Annotated in this window: 9 protein-coding genes; 8 read left to right on the forward strand and 1 reads right to left on the reverse strand. The window is 58.9% G+C overall.

What is annotated here, in order from left to right; genetic code table 11:
- Positions 1 to 60 precede the first annotated feature (60 nt).
- The 3 genes from VGL22_RS16715 to VGL22_RS16725 all read left to right on the forward strand — a co-directional run bounded on the left by VGL22_RS16715 (position 61) and on the right by VGL22_RS16725 (position 8090).
- Positions 61 to 2988, forward strand: a complete 2928-nt coding sequence (locus VGL22_RS16715; protein ID WP_465268082.1) for a sensor histidine kinase — start codon at positions 61 to 63, stop codon at positions 2986 to 2988.
- A 385-nt stretch (positions 2989 to 3373) separates the two neighbouring features.
- Positions 3374 to 5869, forward strand: a complete 2496-nt coding sequence (locus VGL22_RS16720; RefSeq protein WP_465268083.1) for a glycogen/starch/alpha-glucan phosphorylase — start codon at positions 3374 to 3376, stop codon at positions 5867 to 5869.
- Positions 5870 to 5879: 10 nt separating this feature from the next.
- The gene (locus VGL22_RS16725) at positions 5880 to 8090 is read left to right on the forward strand and encodes a PP2C family protein-serine/threonine phosphatase (RefSeq protein ID WP_465268084.1); all 2211 of its coding nucleotides are present in this window, start codon (positions 5880 to 5882) and stop codon (positions 8088 to 8090) included.
- A 73-nt stretch (positions 8091 to 8163) separates the two neighbouring features.
- On the opposite strand, the gene VGL22_RS16730 is transcribed toward VGL22_RS16725, so the two are convergent.
- Positions 8164 to 10110 (reverse strand): hypothetical protein, encoded by a 1947-nt coding sequence (locus tag VGL22_RS16730; RefSeq protein WP_465268085.1) that lies wholly within the window; start codon positions 10108 to 10110, stop codon positions 8164 to 8166.
- Positions 10111 to 10631: 521 nt separating this feature from the next.
- Between VGL22_RS16730 and VGL22_RS16735 the strand changes: the two genes are divergently transcribed.
- The 5 genes from VGL22_RS16735 to VGL22_RS16755 all read left to right on the forward strand — a co-directional run bounded on the left by VGL22_RS16735 (position 10632) and on the right by VGL22_RS16755 (position 19692).
- Positions 10632 to 11420, forward strand: a complete 789-nt coding sequence (locus VGL22_RS16735) for a hypothetical protein (protein WP_465268086.1) — start codon at positions 10632 to 10634, stop codon at positions 11418 to 11420.
- A gap of 818 nt (positions 11421 to 12238) precedes the next feature.
- Positions 12239 to 13831 carry a hypothetical protein gene (locus VGL22_RS16740; RefSeq protein WP_465268087.1) on the forward strand — a complete coding sequence of 531 codons (1593 nt, stop codon included), beginning with the start codon at positions 12239 to 12241 and terminating at the stop codon, positions 13829 to 13831.
- Between the two features lie 434 nt (positions 13832 to 14265).
- Complete coding sequence (locus VGL22_RS16745) at positions 14266 to 17709, forward strand: TonB-dependent receptor (RefSeq protein WP_465268088.1); 3444 nt, start codon at positions 14266 to 14268, stop codon at positions 17707 to 17709.
- A 109-nt stretch (positions 17710 to 17818) separates the two neighbouring features.
- A complete protein-coding gene (locus VGL22_RS16750; protein ID WP_465268107.1) occupies positions 17819 to 18340 on the forward strand; it encodes an SRPBCC domain-containing protein in 522 nt (173 codons plus the stop codon).
- Positions 18341 to 18627: 287 nt separating this feature from the next.
- Complete coding sequence (locus tag VGL22_RS16755; RefSeq protein WP_465268089.1) at positions 18628 to 19692, forward strand: SEL1-like repeat protein; 1065 nt, start codon at positions 18628 to 18630, stop codon at positions 19690 to 19692.
- Positions 19693 to 19711: the final 19 nt, after the last annotated feature.

A 19711-nucleotide genomic window follows, 5' to 3' on the forward strand; every position in this document is an offset into this window, starting at 1 on the left:
GCACCTTTCGGCCGGGAAGAGTTCGACAGGAGCATCCCCCAGCGTATACTGAGCGATTCCATGCCAAGGTTCCGCAGCATTGCCGCGTCAGTCATCCTTTGTTCAGTCCTCTGCGCAATCGCTTGCAGTCAGGCTTTCAACAGCTACACGCGGCGGGTTTGGCAGGGATTCGAAGGGCTGCCGGAGCAGACGGTTCAGGCGTTTGCCCAAACCGGCGACGGATACCTGTGGATCGGCACCACCGGGGGCCTTGTCCGCTTCGATGGCGCACACTTCGCTGTGTTCAGTCGCCAGAACACCCCGGAATTGCATGAGAACAGCATCTTTTGCCTTACCGTTGCGCGCGACGGCGCGCTGTGGATCGGGACCGAGGGCGGAGGCGTGGTCCGCTATGACCACGGCCAGTTCCGCTCCTGGAGCACGAAGGACGGATTGAGCAACGATTTCGTCCGTGCCATCTTTCAGGACGCCGCGGGAACAATCTGGGCCGGCACCGATAACGGACTGATGCGGTTCAGCCAAGGCCGCTTCGGACGCGTCGACGGCACCGCGGCCATTCCCAACATCTCCGTCCACTCCATCTACCAGGATCGCGACGGACGTTTATGGGTTGGCGGTTTCCCTCTCGTCTGTATCGATCACATGGTTGCGCGCCGCATTCCTCTGGGCCCGGAGCTCAGCCAGAACATGGTTAAGTCCATCACCCAGACACAGGACGGAACCCTCTGGGTTGGTACGGTGGTGGGCCTGAATGCCATGCCTCCAGGTAAGGACCACTTCGAGCCGGTGCGCGGCATCTCCAGCACCGTCCGCGTGCTTCGCCAGACTCCGGATGGTGTCCTCTGGGTGGGAACCATCGGGCAGGGTGTGTTTCAGCTGAGCGGCGGCCAACTGACCCATATCACCGCCCCGGCGCAATTGCCCAGCAACACGGTCTTGAATTTCTATGAAGACAGCGAGAAGAACTTCTGGATCGGCACTCAGACCGGGATGCTCCGTCTCACGCGCTCCCCCGTCAGCATCGTCCCATTCCCCGTTCAGAACGACGCCGATTTCGGCACCATCTATGAGGATCGCGACGGAAGCTTCTGGATTGCCTCGGCGCAGTTGTTTCATCTGCGCGACGGCGTGATTGTGCCCGAAAGCTTGCCCGGCACGCGCGGCGAGCATGTGCGCAACGTGTTCCGCGACCGCTCCGGCGCGCTATGGATCGGGACCGACGGCGACGGGCTCTTCCGCATCGCGGACGGGCAGATCACGCACATCACATCCCTCGCCAATAACTATATCCGTGCTATCGTTCAGGCTCCCGATGGCAGCATGTGGGTCGGTACGGACGGAGGGCTGAATCACCTGGTCGTCGACCACGGCCGCTTCTCCGTCCAGGCCTATTCTGTTGCGGACGGCCTGGTGTACCAGAGTATTCGTGCCTTGCTGATCGATCGGCGGGGAGATCAATGGGTCGGGACCGAACGAGGCCTGAGCCACATGCGCGGTACCAGCTTCCTGCATGACCCGGTTCTCGCGCCCCTTGCAGAAATGAAGATCTGGGCCATTCATGAGGACGCGGACGGCGGACTCTGGTTTGGTACCCGCGACAGCGGCCTCTATCGTTTTCGGGACGGCAAGCTCACCCACTTCACTACGGACGATGGGCTCGCCGGCAACGCTGTCTACGCCATTCTTGAAGATCGCGACGGCCATTTATGGATGAGTGGTCCCAATGGCATATCCCTCCTCAACCGCAAAGATCTCGATGCTAAGGCAATCTCTCCTAACTCGCGTCTCGCATTGACATTCCATTCCGTCTTTGAGATGGAAGGCAACACTGAGATCTACGGAGGAACGCAGTCGTCCGGCGCCATGACTGCGCAAGGCGACGCGTGGTTTCCCAGCAGCCGGGGAGCCATCCACGTTCTGCCGGTCCGGCGTTCTCTTCTATCGCCTCCTCCCCTGCAGCTTCAGGCGACCTTTGCCGAAGGCCGCACCTCCGTGACCACCGGTCCAATCGTGCTGGCGCCCGGCAACAGCCGCCTCGCTTTCAGCTTTGCGCCCATTCGCCTGCGTTCTCAGGACGGCTTGCGATTCCACTACCGCCTTGATGGGTTCGACAAAAGCTGGAGCCCTCCCACCTCTGCTCGCACCGCGGACTACACCAATCTCCCGCCAGGCAAATACCTCTTCCGCGTACAGGTGTTTGAAATCGGCAACCCGGATTCCCTCGGCGAAACCGCCATGGAGGTGATACAGAAGCCTCATTTCTATCGCACCTGGTGGTTCATCTCCGCTAGCCTGCTGCTGATTGCGCTGGCCGTGTTCGGCGTGTATCGCTATCGCATCCGTCAGATGCGTTCCCGCTTTGAAGCCGTGCTCGAAGAGCGCAGCCGGCTTGCGCGCGAGATGCACGACACCGTCATTCAGGGGTGCACCGGCGTCTCCGCGCTCCTTGAAGCCGCTTCGATGGATGGGACAGCAGATCGTGCCGGCATACTTGAATTCGCCGGCACCGAATTGCGCTCCACCATCAACGAAGCCCGGGAGGCGATCTGGAACCTGCGCGAATCTAATGGTGACGCCTCCGATGTCGACGCAAAGATCAGACGCATGACCGAGCACTTGAGCAGAGAGTTCAATGTGCCCGTTACCTTCACCGTGACCGGCATGCCTTTCGCGCTCACCCATCCGCGGGCTCACGACGTTCTCATGGTGGCCCGCGAAGCGGTCTTCAATGCGCTCAACCACGGCAACCCGTTGCGCGTGGAGGTCTCGCTGATTTACGGGCCCAACGATTTCAATCTGCGCGTCATCGACGATGGCTGCGGTTTCGAGCCCGACTCTCACGTCGATCGTCAGGCTCATCATTTCGGAGTACGAGGGATGCGAGAGAGAATCGAGCGATCAGGGGGGAAGTTCTTCCTCGAGACCGCGCCCGCCAAAGGGGTCGTCATCAAGGCGCAATTTCCTCGTAAACACCGCGAAGCTCAGTAAACCGTGTGGTTTTGGCTCGAAAGAGACGGACCTGTCGTCATCAAATTGCCATCCCTGGCAGAATCAGCAGTTAGTCATTCGCGAGTTCTTCGTCGCCTCGCGGACTGGATGCAAAGAATCTCTCCAGCTGCGTTGAGATCGTCACTCCTGTTGGGATCCCCGCTGAAGACAGGACTGTGGGAAGTGCTAGATGCGAACCTCCGTGACCAGCGGCTAGCTTGGGTCATGAAGTCCGACGGCAGTTACGAGCTGCTGCGAACCGCCGAGGGCGGCGGCCCCGGAAACAGTGGGGACGCACGAGGTTTCAAAGGATACTTCCCGCGCGCGCTCATCCACCTGAGTTGAAGAACAACCTGCCGGCGGTCTGCCCGATAAGGAGAAGACTATGAGCGATGTCCTGCAGCAGCAAATCATCGTGGAGGACGACCGTACCGGCACGCACGTGGAGACCCTCAAGCGCGCCATCCTGGATAACCTCTTTTACATCGCCGGCAGGTTCCCGGCAAACGCCACTTCGCTCGATTACTACACGGCGCTGGCCTACACGGTGCGCGACCGGCTTCTGCGCCGATGGCTTGAAACCCTCGAGAACAACCTGGACCGCGATGCCCGCGTGGTCTGTTACCTCTCGGCCGAGTTCCTCATGGGGCCTCACCTGAAGAACAATATCCTGAACCTCGGGATCGGCGAGCCACTGGAACAGGCGCTCACGGAATTGGGCCTCGATCTGGACGAGATCAGCAGCCAGGAGGAAGAACCGGGGTTGGGCAATGGGGGATTGGGACGTCTGGCCGCGTGCTATTTGGATTCGCTTGCGACCCTGGGCATCCCCTCCGTGGGCTACGGAATCCGTTACGAATTCGGTATCTTCGATCAGGAGATTCGCGACGGATGGCAGGTGGAGATCACGGACAAGTGGCTTCGCTTGGGAAATCCGTGGGAGATCCGGCGTCCGCAATCGGCAGTGAAGGTCGGCTTCGCCGGCCATACCGAAGCGGGCACGGGCGTCGACGGCAAGTACCGCGTGCGATGGATTCCCGCTGTAGAAATCAAGGGTGTCCCCTATGACACCCCCGTGCTCGGGTACGAGGGGCGTTCCGCGGGAAACCTCCGCCTGTGGGCCTCCGAAGCGGCTGAATCGTTCCAGTTCGACCGCTTCAATACCGGCGATTATCAGGGCGCGGTCGCCGAGAAGGTGTTCTCTGAAAACATCACCAAGGTCCTGTATCCAAACGACGAGGGCATTCAAGGCAAGCAGTTGAGGCTCCAGCAGCAATACTTCTTCGTGTCTTGCTCGTTGCAGGACATGATCCGGGTCCACCTCCGCCAGGGACGTAGCCTCGATACCTTCCACCAGAAGTGGACCATACAGATGAATGACACCCATCCTTCAATCGCGGTGGCGGAGCTGATGCGGCTCCTGATGGATGAGCACGGCATGGGCTGGGAGGCGGCGTGGGAAATCACCCGCCAGGCCCTGGCTTACACCAATCACACACTGCTCCCCGAGGCTTTGGAAAGATGGCCTCTCCCGCTCTTTTCCGAGTTGCTGCCAAGGCACATGGAAATCATCAACGAGATCAATGCCCGGTTCCTGCAAGAGGTGCGCAGCCGGTTTCCCGGCGACGAAGGACTGATTCAACGCGTGTCGCTGATTGACGAGAGGGGGGAGCGTTACGTCCAGATGGCCAAGCTGGCGTGTGTGGGCAGCCACCATATCAACGGCGTCGCGGCGTTGCACAGCCAATTGCTGAAGACCGAGGTGCTTCACGATTTCAATACTCTCTGGCCGGAAAAATTCGTCAATGTGACCAACGGCGTGACCCCGCGCCGATGGGTCGCGCTCAGCAATCCGGATCTCACCGCGCTTATCTCAAGCCGGATCGGGGCTAAGTGGATCGGCGACCTGGAAAGGCTGCGGGATCTTGAACAACATGTCGACGATGCCGAGTTCCGCTCCGACTGGATGAAAGTTCAGTACGCCACAAAGGTTCGCCTGGCAGCTTACATTCGCGAGAAGACAAGCGCGCTGGTCAATCCGGCAACCATGTTTGACGTTCTGGTGAAGCGCATTCACGAGTACAAGCGCCAGCATCTCAATGTCCTGCACATCGCCGCTCTGTATTTTCATCTGAAGCGGAATCCAGGGCTGGCCATCGCGCCGCGTACATTCCTGTTCGGCGGCAAGGCGGCGCCTGGCTACTACATGGCCAAGCTCATCATCAAGCTGATCACCTCAGTCGGAGAAACCATAGACAACGATCCCGAGGTGCGGGACCGGTTGAAGGTGGTGTTCCTCCCCGATTACAACGTCTCGCTCGGGCAACGGGTGTACCCGGCGGCTGATCTATCAGAGCAGATTTCGCTCGCGGGTAAAGAGGCTTCGGGCACAGGCAACATGAAGTTCGCCATGAATGGCGCGGTGACGATTGGGACACTCGATGGCGCCAACGTCGAGATTCGCGAGGAAGTGGGGCCTGAAAACTTCTTCCTCTTCGGAATGACGACGCAGGAAGTGATGGCCAGGAAAGCGGCGGGATATTCTCCGTCTGACTATTACCACTCCAACGGCATACTGCGTGAGGTTATCGACGCAGTGTCGAACGGCGTCTTCTCGCGTGGCGACAACGCGATGTTTCAACCCCTGCTCCGTTCTCTGCTTGACCGCGACGAATACATGCTCTTCGCCGATTTTCAGCCCTATGTGGACTGCCAGGCACGCGTCAGCGAGGCATATCTCGACGTCGACCGCTGGAGCCGCATGTCGATCCTGAACACGGCGAGATCGGGCAAGTTCTCATCGGACCGTTCGATCCGTGACTACAGCCGGCTGATCTGGCATGTGGACGGCTTCAAAGCGCCTTCGCTGGCCGAGTCCTGAGGGCTGGGCGGTGTGCCTGCTCCGGCCGCTGAATGCGCCGGAACGATCGCGGCTGCGCAGGCGCCTCGGAAGCCTCCTGGCCACCGATAGTGCGGAGTGGCCCGCAATCGCAGCGCAAAGTCTCTGCGAGCGACTCACAAAATGGTATGCTGTGCTCGTGTTCCGCGGCTTCCTCGTCAAAGCCTGCCTAGTGGCGGCTGTCTTGCAGTTCGCGTGCGCTGTTGGCAGCGAGCCGGCGAGAGGTCGTGTCTCCGCGAATCTGGTCGTCGATGTAGTAGGAGAAGGCGCGATAGAGCTGGATGGCGGCTGGCGGTTTCATACGGGCGACAACTCCGACTGGTGCCGCCCCGAACTTTCCGACACCGCCTGGGATGTCATCCAGCCGGACCAATCCTGGGGCTCTCAGGGGTACCCCTCTTACACCGGCTACGCCTGGTACCGGAAACACATCACCATCGAGCCGTCTCAGAACCAACACCGTCAGTACCGCCTCTTGATACCTGCGGCCGATGATGCGTACGAGCTCTACTGGAACTGCAAGCTGATTGGGAGCTATGGCAAGCTGCCACCTCGTCCCTCCTGGTACTACAGCACCTTCCCGCGATCTTTTGCGCTGAGCGGCGAGCGAGCCGGTGTGCTTTCGATCCGCTTTTGGAAGGCGCCGCTTGAAACCTTCAGCACAGATGAACTGGGGGGCTTGTATGCGACCCCTCTTCTGGGAGCGCCAGAGGTCATTCAGCTCAACCAGGACTCTGTAACATGGCAAGTGGTGCGCGCGCAGCTGTTCGACTATTCGCTGGTACTGCTGCGCGTTTTCATTGCGACATTGTGCTTGCTGCTGTGGCGGCGGATCCGCGAACAGCTCTTCGTGTGGCTCGCGCTTTTTACCGTCACTCCGATTGCACTGGAGATGCTTGAGCATTTGTTCCTCATCCCATTCCCGTACCCGCTGGCACGTTTTATCAACCAGCCGGTATACATGCTGTACTCCGTTTCGCTGTGGTTTTTGCTGCTGCACCTCTTGGAACTGAACGAGAACGCCGGCCTGCGCAGGCTGACAAAGCGCCTGGCCTGGATCGGCCTGGGCCTGGCGTCTGCGGATGCTGTGCTGGCCAGTCAATGGGCTCACGCAGGACCCGCAATGCAATGGGCAGACGGCATTCTGGTGGGCTCCATGCTTCTGCTGGAGATGTATCCACTGGTGCTCGTCGGCCTGGGATTGAGGCGGAAGCATCATATCTCCCGTTGGGCCGTGGCTCTGGCCGCATTCGCGCTCAAGATGTTCGAATCTGTCGCGTCGATCAGCGCCGTGGGACAGCGATTCACGCACTGGAGCCTTTACGACAAGGTCATGGACGCGCCCATTCTCTCCATCCAGGGCGTGGAATTCACGATCGACAAGGTGGGATCGCTGGCGCTCTTCGCCATCATCCTGTTTGCCGTCTTCCGCTACTTGCTTGAGCAGCAGGCGCGACGCACAACGCTGGAACAGGAAATGCAGAGCGCCCGCGAGATTCAGCGCGTGCTGATGCCGGAGACTCTGCCGGCCATTGACGGGTTCGCCATAAGCAGCGCCTATATACCAGCGCAGGAAGTAGGAGGAGACTTCTTTCAGATCCTTCCGCATCCCGACGGTTCGTCCATCATTGCAATCGGCGATGTGAGCGGCAAGGGGCTCAAGGCCGCCATGAGTGTGTCAATGATTGTGGGCGCGTTGCGAGCTCAGTCGGCAACCACTTCAGGACCCGCCGCGATTCTGGACGGAGTCAACCGCTGCCTGCTGGGGCGCATGAACGGAGGATTCGCGACTGCGATCCTGCTGCGGCTGGACCCTGATGGGACCATCACCCTCGCGAATGCCGGGCATCTGCCTCCCTTTCTGAATGGGCAGGAACATCCCATCGACCCCTCGCTGCCGCTGGGGATGGTCCCCGATATCTTCTATTCGGAAAGCACGCTGCGTATTCATCCGGGAGATGAACTGTTGTTCTACACCGATGGGCTCGTTGAAGCCCAGGACGAGAACAAGCAGATGTATGGATTCGATCGCCTTCGCGTGTTGATGGCGCTCAAGCCGGCAGCGCGTGCAGCGGCGCAGCGTGCCGTGGATTACGGCCAGCAGGACGATATCACGGTGCTGACGCTGACCCGCCTTGCAGCCGGAGAAACAGCGTCCATGTCGGTGACTGCTCCTGTCTTTGAAGATGCATCGATAAAGTGATGAATGGATGGCGCCGCGGGAATGACCGGACGCGCGGCCGCTGAATGACGGCGGCCGCGCATTCCACCAGACATCACTGAACCGTGTAGGTGAACTGCGTGGAGGATTTGTTTCCGGCGGCGTCCTCTGCCCAAAGCGTGATGTGATGCGTGCCGTGCGCTTTGGTGTCGAGGTTGAGGGAGAGATTGCCCGTGGAGGATTTGCCGGCGAAGTGTTGCGATCCGCAGCGCACGATCCCGGACCCCGGGGTACTATCCGAGCAGTTGTAACTCAGGGCGGCGTGAGACCCGATGGAGTAATGCGTGCTGGGTGAACCGGCGATAGAAACCGCGGGCGCGGTCGTATCCACCCCGATGATCCGAGTTCGAAAGCTGGTCGTCCAGCTTCCTTTTACCTTTCTAAATTGCAGTTCCTTGGTCCCCGCACAGTCCTGCGCGAAATAGTGCAGCGCAAAGAGGCCGTCGCCCGGGAATGCGACGCCAACTGCGGGTGGATCAAACGCTGGCTGTCGCAGGGCTGGGGATCCCGGACTGGATGGCGTTGGCACTGGGCAGCTTCCGTTCGCGAGAGTTCTGTCGTTGGAGATCGGGTTATCCGCTGGATCCGGCACCTGCCCTGCGGGTGAGATTCCGAAGGTGATGCTGCGAATGGGTTGCGCGATGTAAGTGTCGGCGCCGGTCAGCTTGCCGCGAAGGTCGTACAGGTAAGGCGAGACGCTGTGGAAACTCACCGGAAGAGTGGTTGAGTTGATCCACATCGTCTGCGCATCATCGTCGTCCTCTCCTTCGTCGTCGTGTCCGCGTTTCATGCGCAGGGATGTGCGAGGCTCCGGAACGCCGGACACACTGATGAACGTGGAATTGGGATGAGTTGTGGTGCCGCGGCCGGTGGTGAGTCCCGGACCGACAAAGCTGTCCATCAAATTCTGCGGACAGGGCTCGTTCAGATTGGCCGCGGGCGCGAAGGCGCAGGCTCCGCCCGCCCACACGTCGTTGGCCATCAGGAACCCAAAACCTTCAGAGAAGGTTCCATCATTTGGAGTGTGGATATTGCTCAGGTAGAAATCCGGGCCATCGAATGTGTCCGTCATTCTTTCGTTGGGCAGCGATGATACAGGGCAGTTCGCGCCGGCCGCTGCGGGGTTCGATCCGAGCACGCACTCCAGAGTGTAGAGCTTGCAGGCGGGATTGCCCTGCGCATCCACCTCGCCGTAGTGAATGAGACATCGCGAGGTGGCAAAAGACGTGTATGGGCGAAACTGTGCGTTGAAGATAGCCGGCGAAATTGCCGCGTTGTTCACCCAGGGGGTGCTCCCCGCGGGAACGGTGAGCGTGCCACCGGCGTCGTTCGCGGTCCGGCTAAGGTCGTACGTGAAGGTCACCTGTGTTCCCGGGTTGCGATCGAAGTTGAAGCTCTGCGTCAAAGACGGCGCATTTTCAATGGTCACCGGGTTCCCGTTCAGGTGTGTCGGTCCAGTTACGCCGACCTCAGTGCAGTTGCTGTTCAGGAAGACAGTCGACGTGGCGAGATAACCGCCTTCATCCGTCAGGTCTATCTTGACCATCTGTTTTTCGCCGGGTATAAGCAGGTTTCCGATGTCGATGGGAGGGACCCCGCTGCTGGCGACGAGCGAATCCGGCTCGACTCCTAACAGATTGCCCGCCTGAGAACTGTAGGAACTCTGGAAGCAGTTCTGGTTATACAAACCATACGCGGACCCTGAGGAGGCGCCTCCGCTGCAGACATTCACGGGCAGCCCGGGCGTTCCGCCCAGAGGTGTCACCGTGACCAGAACGTTGTTGTCCACCAGCAGGTTGCCACCGGAATTGCCGGAAGAGAGAGGCCCGGACAAAACGGCCGATATGTTGGCCGCCGGGCATGCGAGTTCGAGCGTCAGGGTGGTGAAGATATTTGGCGCGCGCGTATCGATTGGGGTTCCGTAGCCGGCAGATGTGAGTGAGCCGCGAACTCTTACCGGCGAATACAACTCAGTGGACGTTTGAGCAGCGAGAGCAGGCACAAGAGTGGCGAAACAACCGGCCAGAGCAAGGGAAATTGAACAGAGTCTTGAAATCATGGGCCAAACCTCTGATGGATGTGGGTTGTTGCAGCTTATTCCGCTTCGACCTTATTGCCCAGGGGAATGCGGATGGGGAGGACACATACAGGTGAACAGATTTCGGCAGGCATACGCGTTCGGCATCGAACGACAGCTGCGTGGTGTTGCGATTCTGAGTTGCCCGGGAGAGTCTGTCAATCGAATTCTCCTGACAGTGAAGTCCAGGTGGTGATCGAGGTGCAATCACATATCTGTCATCAGTTCATGAGGCATGACTTACCGCGCAAAGCAGACATTCACTGCATAAATGTCGGTACTCACAACCGAGGGGTGTAATTCATCAAAATGAGCGGAAGTAGAGATACCGGCGGTCGCCCGACTTAGTCCCCAAATCAAAGAGCAGACATTCAGAAGCAAGATTTCTGCTTCCGCACGGCCGATTTCGCTCGTAAGCTCCAAGGTAGACTCCCTGGAGGTTGGTAATGAGGAAACTAGCTGGCATCCTGCTGGGCCTTCCGCTTGTGATGTCCGTGCCCGGGTTAGCGGCACAAAGCGTCTTCAACGGCACCTGGAAGATGGACGTGCAACACGCCATCGTGACCGCGAAGCCGGAAGTGTTCACGTTGAGATTCGGGGTATTTCAGTGCCTTTCCTGTAATCCCATTTTGAAGGTAGATGCCGATGGCAAGGATCAGCCTGTTACCGGCCGGAAAGACGCGGACTCTATCGCTATCAAAGTGGTAGATGAGCACGAGGTCGCTGAGACGATCAAGAAAGATGGGAAGGTAGTCTTCGAGGGAACCTCGACCGTTTCCTCTGATGGCAATATGCTGAACCGCACGTTTACGATCTATCCAGCCAATGGCGCGCCACTCCATGCCAGCAATCAGCTAAGGAGAATCGGGAAGAAAACCTTCGGGGCGCATTTGATAGCCGGAACGTGGGGAGGGTCGGCCCTGCATGAACTTCCAACCAAGCCGGAGAGCTGGACCTTCAATCTCAATGGGACTGAGCTTTCCTCTGCTAGCTCCAGGGGCTCGTCTTACAGAGCAAAGGTGAATGGGCCCGAAGCGCCAGTCACGGGGAACATAGGGGCAAGCACCGTGATGGTGAAGCTGGTGGACAAGAGCACCCTCGAAGAGACTTACAAGCGAGATGGTGCGGTTGTGGCGGTAACCCGCATCCATGTGAAGCCCGACGGAAGTTCAGCCATGTGTACTCAGAAGGATCCAAGTGGCTGGAGTGTCGAAGCGCCTTGTATTAAACAGTGACAAACTCTTCCAGGAGTAACTAACCAAGTTACGAAACGGAAGCCGCCGAGGTGTTTGCGCATGCCCAGTCGTGTTTCTCTGACTAAGGTACCTCTAAAGATCTGTTTCTTATCAGGAACGGTCGACCTTAGCTGTGCATGAACAAATCGTCATATAACATGGGCACAACCAGCCCACGACCCAAGCAATCATTCAACTCGCAAACAAACATCCGGTTTTGGTTCCGCTCAACCAGAATTGATGAATTCAGTTTTGCATCTGTGCCGTGAGCGTGCTAACGTCAGCAATCAAACGGAGCAAAGGAGACAGTAGAGCTGGGTAATAGGTACTCTCAGCCGTCTCTGTGGGTCTTGGATCTGGCTCGATCCAGGTTGTTTACTTCCCCGCCCAACCAATCCGGCCGTTGAGGGCTCAGGATGTCCAGCTGTTGCGCGCCCTGCGGACGACCGGAATGCAAGGCTCGCCAATTTAGCCACCGTGCCGTTGAGCCTTTCTCACACGTGGCTAGTGCCTCGGTCACATCGCAATGAACCGGTAACTCCAGGGCCACTTATCCCGAACCTAGGTGTCAGCTTGCGTGGTGCAAGTCCATAAGGTGTACCACGATCTGCTTTCGCGGACATGCGCGCGCATAACTGCATCCAGCTGCGTCTCAATCACAAAGCCATGTGAGGAGTCGCAGTCACCTGCTGCGCCCACAAGGGGCCAGAACAACCGGGCTGCGTGCGCGCGGCCCAAAGCGCCGCAATGTGCGGTTGTACCCGCGAGATCAGCTCCCAAAGTGATTGCGCCGGTACGTGTCAACAGGAGATCGATCGATGCGAATCCAACAAATGGCGAAGTTAGCCCTGGGGCTTGCCAGCTTGCTCATGCCTATCGCCTTGACGGCGCAGCCGGGAGTTCCGAATGTATTCAACCCCAATGAGACGGAATTTCAGCACGAGACGCACTTCCTCGCATTTCCCGGCGGGAGCGGAGAAAATGCCGCTTCAGCCACGGCCTATTACAAGGCCATCAACCCTTCGGGGTCGAAAACGAGCTTCCCGCAGTGGCTGGTCAATGCTGGATTTATCGGCGACGCCAGCCAGTGGCACACCAACGGGACGCAGAATATAGTCACCGGTCAGCCAGCCGGCGTGTATGGCGACAACGTCGTCAATGCCGACACGCACGTGATCGTTTTGAATGCAGCCGACCTCGGCTTCGTCCGCAACCAGTTCATCCGTTGTAAACCGAGTTGCTCGGCCAAGAATCCGACCATCTACACGTACCTCGAAAACTATCCAGTCGCTCCTTTCGCAGTGGGTGGCTCCAACTTCGGATCTGGCGGCGACGCCTATCCCACGGACGCTGAAGCTGCGGCTGCAATGGCCTCCGCTATTACCCGTCCCCTGGGAGTTCTGGGCGGAGATGGTGCCAGCCCGTGCAATGGGTCCGCGATGTGTATTGAGCGCATCGCCGACGTGGCGTTCGAGTGGGCGCCTGCCGAGACCAATCCAACCTCCACCAGCCGTTATGGGCAGCTCTACGCGTACGTCTTCTTCCACGATGGCAGCGGGATTACCGAGACCATCAACGCCACCCCTCCGCAAATTGGAAAGCCGATTGTCGACTACAGCACCAAAACCATGTCGACCATCGTGGCCGGCGATAAGTTTCCACCCAACCTCGACGGCCTCGGATTCAAGCCGATGCCCGGACTCTGCCTGATCTGCCATGGCGGCGCACCAATCAAGTCGCTCAGCGCCGGTGCTTATCCCAATGGCGGCAAGATCAGCGGCTTCCGCTTCCTGCCCATTGACACGGCCAACATGCTCTTCGGCGACGGCCCTCTCTCACTGGCCGCTCAGGAGCCGCAGATCAAAAGATATAACCAGGACGTGTTGATGACCGTAAGCCAGGGAGCCGAGAGCGATGGCCAGGTGAAGAGGCCGCCGCACGTTGCACAACTTATCCATGGCTGGTACGCGCCCGGCGGCAACTACTCGGACGATCAGTCCATGTCCGGAACAACCCAAAACGATGCGTGGATCCCGCCGGGTTGGCGTGAAGCTCCCTATGGAACGGCGCCGGCAGGTTCGGAGCACCTCTATCTGGAAGTCGTCGGCCCCACCTGCCGTTCGTGCCACCTGAATCGCGAAATCTCCCTCGACTTCGGAACTGCCGCCAACCTGTTGAGCAAAAAAGGCGACGTTACCGAATATGCGCTGCTGCCACAATGCAAGTCGAACCATCCCGCAGCCGGTGCCAAGTTCATGCCGCTCGCCCACCTCACTTTCCAGCGCTACTTTGAAACCCAGGCTGTCTCCAAGACCCTCTTCAATGGCCTGGTGCTGGCCTTTGAACCGGATACGCTGGCGGCCGCATTCGGCTATGGATCAGTCCAGGGCTACTGCGCAACCAATCCATAACCATCTACCCATCCAGGGATGTATGTTAGCCGCGCCCGCAAGCAATACGCGGGCGCGGCTAAATGTTTTCCGGTCATAAGTTGAGACGCTTTCAGACGACCCCCTCAAGGAAATATACAAAATTTAGAAGTCAACTAAAGTGCGAAACTCCCCTCCATCCGCAATTCACCCCCAGAAACGGTGAATCTGACCCCGCATGCCGGCCCTTCATCATCGGAAGCAGATTCGCATACTACATGGCAACGAAGATATGGACCCATGTAGAATCCGGCGCGCCTCCTCCGGCTGGTGGCGGATGCAACCGAGCTTCATCCGCAGTTCATGACAACTCATCCCGGGATGGCAGGGGATCGTCACATCCATGACCCCTGAACGGCTTACGGCAGGTTAACTGCATGGCAAGTCTCGTTCCGATTCCGGACCAGGAGCCAATCATGAGATCAGGAAAGCTCTTCCTCGTTGCGTTGTTGCTTGTACCTGCGCTGATAGCCGCCGTGGGAACTCGAGCTTACTGCCAGGGCATTGTCACAGGCACCCTCGCAGGCGCCGTCCAGGATACGAGCTCGGCCGTGGTGCAGGCTGCTGCGGTCACCGTTACGCAGAACGGAACAAACACCACAACGCATGCCGCGACCGGCGGCGATGGCACTTTCTCCATTCCGGGTCTGCCGATTGGAACTTTCACAGTGGTAATCACGGGTCCGGGGTTTGTTCCTCTCACCATTACCAACGTTCTGGTCCAGGCTGGGAAGACCACGCCCTTGGGAACTCTGGTCTTGAAGATCGGGGCAACCGAGGCTGTGACTGTGGAAGCGGCAACGGCACTGCTGCAGCCCGATTCCGTTCAGATCAGCCAGGAGTTTGACACGGAGAAGACCGCCAACCTTCCCATTGGCAATGGGTTTGACGTGGTGGCGCTTCTTACCCCGGGCGTGGCTCCATCCGGCGGCAACCAATTCACCAACAACAATGGCGCGGAGTTTTCATCCAACGGCGTACGTGACCGCAATAACAACTTTCAGTTGGATGGCCAGGCTAATAACGACACCAACATCGGCGGGCCATCCATCTTCTTTGGCAACGCCGACGCCATTGCCGAAGTTCAGATCATCACACAGGAAAGCGCAGAGTACGGCCGCAACAGTGGCGCAGTGGTGAATTACGTCACCAAGGCCGGCACCAATGACCTGCATGGAACGGCCTACGAGTTCTACAACGGCAGCTGGGCCGACTCGCTTGCTAACCAGGAAAAGAGTCCGCTCTTCGGATACTGCACGCCCGGCCAGGATCCCGCCTCGGGCTGTATCAAGCCTACCCTCCCAAGGTATGTCGATAATCGTTGGGGCGGCACGGTTGGCGGACCTGTTCTGAAAGACAAGCTTTGGTTTTTTGCCAGCGCGAACTACGAGCATGCGCGCACCGGCGCAGCGCCGTCGTTTTCGAATCCGCTGGTCACCCCTACGGCCAACGGCATTGCGGAACTGCAGAGTGCGTTCCCCAATAATCCATCGGTCGGCACCCTTGCCGCGGTTGGGCCGGCCAGCATCAACACTGGTGACCTGACGTTCGGCCCGCCTACCACGATGGACGTGCTGGGTGTGCCCATTGAGTTCGCGACGGCTCGCAGGACTATCAAGTCTCCGTTCAACGATGCCGAGTGGATGGGACGCGTTGACTACCAACCGCGCGAACATGACCACTTTTTCGCGAGGTATATCTACCAGACAAACTTTACCTATGACTACAACTACTTCTCGCAGGCTGAAGCGGTCACCGGAGGCTTTGTTAACGTGGGCGGGCCCAGCCACTACATTGGCGCGGACTGGACGCACACCTTCAGCGACCACTTTTTCAACCAGGTGCGATACAGCTTTTCACACTCTTCCATCACCTTTGGCGGCGGCGGCTTCTCCGATTGCACGACGGACGCCATCGCTACTGGATGTCCAATTCGTATCGCCTTTGTGGATGGCACGAACCTGTCAATTGGAGGGAATGCGGCGTGGCCTCAGGGAAGGGTGATTGAGAGCTCGCAGATTCAGGACAACGCGACATGGCAACGCGGCCGGCACACCATTAAGTTCGGCGGCGAGTTCAATCATTTTCCAGAGACGGACTACGGAATTCCTTACATCAACGGCGAGTTCATCTTCACAAGCTTTGACCAGTTCATCCAGGGAACTCCAGCGCTCAGCGTCTATGCCGATGGGGATCCCGTCTACGGGCTCACCTACCAGGCCGGCGCGTTGTACGCCCAGGACGATTTCAAGGCGACACCGCACCTGACCCTGTCTGTGGGACTTAGATATGAAATTCAAAGCCAGCCGATCAACGGGCTCCACGACTTCACGGTGAAACGCGAGTCCAATCCGGACACCGCTCTGTGGGATACCTCTCTCCCTCTGAGCGCCCGCACCGTGCAGTCTCTGCCCATCGTGCGTAGAAACTTCGGCCCGGTCGCGGGATTCTCATGGCAGCCGGAGTTTCACGGCCACAGCAGCACTATCATTCGCGGCGGGTTCCACATCGGTTACGACGCGACGTTCAACAATCCCTTCGCCAACATCGCCCAGAGCACGCCCATGGTAAATTTCGCCGAGCTGCAGCAATGCAACAATTGCATTCCGTCGGATGGCTCGGCGGCCTCGATGCGCCAGCTTGTGAACCCGCAGCTGCCGCTGGGAGGCGATCCTGGCTTCCGCGCCCAATCCAATACGGATCCAAATCTCTACAACCCTTACACGGAGCAATGGTCGCTGGGCGTGCAGCAGGCAATTACGCCTCACGTAGTGAGCGAGATACGCTACGTGGGGAATCATGGCGTGGGCCTGCTGGAAAACCGAAATGGCAACCCTGCTCTGCAGCCGCTGATCGACGCTGGATTCGCAAATGTCATTCCCGCAGGACTTAGTCCGTGTACGACGCCCGGCGCGCCCGGCGCTACAGCCGGCTATGCGGACTGCAGCCGAACGAACCTCACCACCCTGGGGAACACAGGATTCTCGAACTACAACTCACTGCAGTCGCGCCTCAGCATCGAGCACTGGCATGGCGTCACTTCCGGTGTGAGTTACACCTGGAGCAAAAACATTGACAACGTCAGCGAGATCTATGCAACGCTGACCGGCGGCAATACAACGAACTACTCGCAAAGCCCCTTCGAACTGGTGAATGGGGAGCGCGGAACCAGCGGCCTGGATTACCCGCAGTTAGCTTCGGTCTACGTACTCTTCGAGTTACCGCGCTTCGGCGGAACTAGCTCGTTCGCGAATAGGCTGCTTGGCGGGTGGCAGATCAACCCGGTGTGGCGCTACACGAGTGGACAGCCCTACACGGTTATCGAGAGCGCCGGAGCAGACAATCTGCTTTGCGATCCCACCCAGGTGTCCGGTTCCACCACCTGCCGCCCCATCATCAACAACAGGCATGCGCCCATTGACACCGTAGGTCAATGCACCGATCCGCGCGCCGCGGGCTGCGGCATGGTGAACTACTACACCGGGCAGCCGGTTGCGGCCAATTCAGTCCACTGGATCCGAAATGACAACGTCTCCGCCCAGTACTATGGAACACCCTTTGCCGGCGGTGGCAGGAATCAGCAGCGCGGACAGACCATCAACAACGCGAATCTTGCAATTCTGAAGACCTTCAAGCTGAACGATCGGCTGTCTGTCGAGATGCGCGGCACAGCCTACAACGTGCTGAACCGTCAGTACCGCGGGGTTCCGGGCGCCGACATCGATGGAGGCAACTTCGCCGACGCGGGCGGCACATTTGGAAACACGCTCTTCAATTCCAGCGGCGCGGGACAAACTAACTCAGTCTTTTCCGGAATCGATCGCCGGCGCATTGAGCTAGGCGGGAAGATACGGTTCTAAGCGCCCACATACCAGCAGCCGGCCAACAAACTGTGCGTTGGCCGGCATTCCACATCGCTCCATCCCACTCGGGGGCAAAATCATGACGGCGTCTCTAGTCCCTAGCTCGATGTGTAACCGTACTTTCCCCGAGAACCCGGGTCGCAAATCGAGGGAGCGCGTGATTTCGGTTTCGGCAGACATTCTGGCCGATAGAAGACAATTACTCTACGCGCTCACCCTCCCAGAATACCTGGAGGCGTGGATAACACCCGCCGATGGCGACGCCGATGCGGGTGAGCGGGTTGCGATGCGATGCGGCACCGCTTATGCAATTGAGTATGTCGACTTGTCCGGAAAGACCATAACCATTGAAGGTGTGTTTCGGGCATCATCCCGCGACAAAGTAGTCTTAACCTGGCGCAGAGGAAGCTTCCACTCGACACGTCAAAGCGTCGTAGCCATCAAGCTTAACGGGAACTTTGCTTTCACGACACTGATCCTCACTCACACCGGAGTCATGACAGATCCCGAATACTGCTGGTTGCGAGACCTCTGGGATCTTTCGATAATGCGCTTGAAATCCCTGGTCGAAGGCTGCAGAGTCAAAAATTGCGGGGCTTCCCCGGCTCGGTGCAGCCCGAGCGCTTAGCTTAGATAACATCTCTACCTTTGTGACGAGATGCGCACAGCGGGGTGCAGGCGCCGTCAATATCCGGGCAAACCCTGTCGCAGCCGTGATGAAGTCCCTCCCGTCGAGCTGCGTTCCCGTTGAAATCGCGCTACATTCTACGTGAGATATGTAACTCCCGGTTTCCCCGCGGCACTCCAGGTTGACATTCGCCTTGTCCCGCGCCGAAAGGAGCAATCATGCTGTCTCTCATGCGTTCTCTCTTAGGTCATAGTTTCGCAACCGGGTGCTTGCTTGTAAGTACGACGATGTACGGTGCACCTCACGCAGCTACTCCTGATCCCGTTGTTCCCGATCGGGAAACGCACACTTCGAAGGTACGCCCGAGTCAGGCGCTGGAGCTGGGCCTCGATTACCTGACTGGCCACAACGTGCCTCGCGATCCCGTCCGCGCTGCGCAGTTCTTGCAACAAGCGGCGGAAGCAGGCGTGCCGGAAGCGCAGACGCGCCTTGGCATGATGTATCAGACGGGCACTGGCGTTTCCCGGGATTTCAGTCTGGCTATGCACTGGTATCAGCTCGCCGCCGCATCCGGCGGTCTGGCCGCCAAGGTAAACATGGCAACCTTGTACGCAAGAGGCAACGGCGTTCCTCGGGATTCCGCCATGGCGCTGCAGATGTTTCACCAGGCATTCGAAATGGGCTATGGTGCCGCTGCAGCCTATCTGGGCGAGATGTATTTCGCGGGAACCGGTGTGGCGCGCGACCGCAAGGCGGCGGAAGACTGGTTTACGAAGGGAATGAAGAAGCATGACCCCGTCTCCGCCTATGATCTCGGAATTCTCAACACGGGCGAGTATGGTCACAAACCGGACCTGCCCAGGGCTGCGGACATGTTGCGGAAGGCGGCCAAGGTGAACTATGTACCGGCTGAATACTGTCTGGGGCTTCTCATTGCGCGTCATCCGGATTTCGGAACATCCGACGAGGCGCGCACATGGCTTGACGCCGCCTCAGAGGCCGGCTTTTGGAAAGCGGACGCGGTACTCGGGATTCTGAGCCGTGATGGAGACGGTGTAGCCAAAGATCCGGAGAAGGCGCTCTATTACTTCAGGCTGGCCGTCGCGCAAGGCGGAGACAGTGCACTGAAGCTGCTCGGGCCGGACCTGAAGGTGCTTGCTGCCAGGATATCTCCGGAGAGAGCGGGTCAGATCGCAGATACCGCGGTTGCGTGGGCGAAGAGTCACCCACCGCTCTTCCTTATAGTGAACAGCGCAACGGGAGACATGACGATCGGCGGCTCTCTCGGCAACCCGGACTCGCCCGAAGCTGCCGCGCCCCAGCCGGCTGGTGGTCACCCGCCCAGGGTTTGAAGGCTTTCCTCCGGCGCGT

This window comes from Occallatibacter sp., from assembly GCF_036502485.1.
In the GTDB taxonomy this organism is placed as follows: domain Bacteria; phylum Acidobacteriota; class Terriglobia; order Terriglobales; family Acidobacteriaceae; genus Telmatobacter.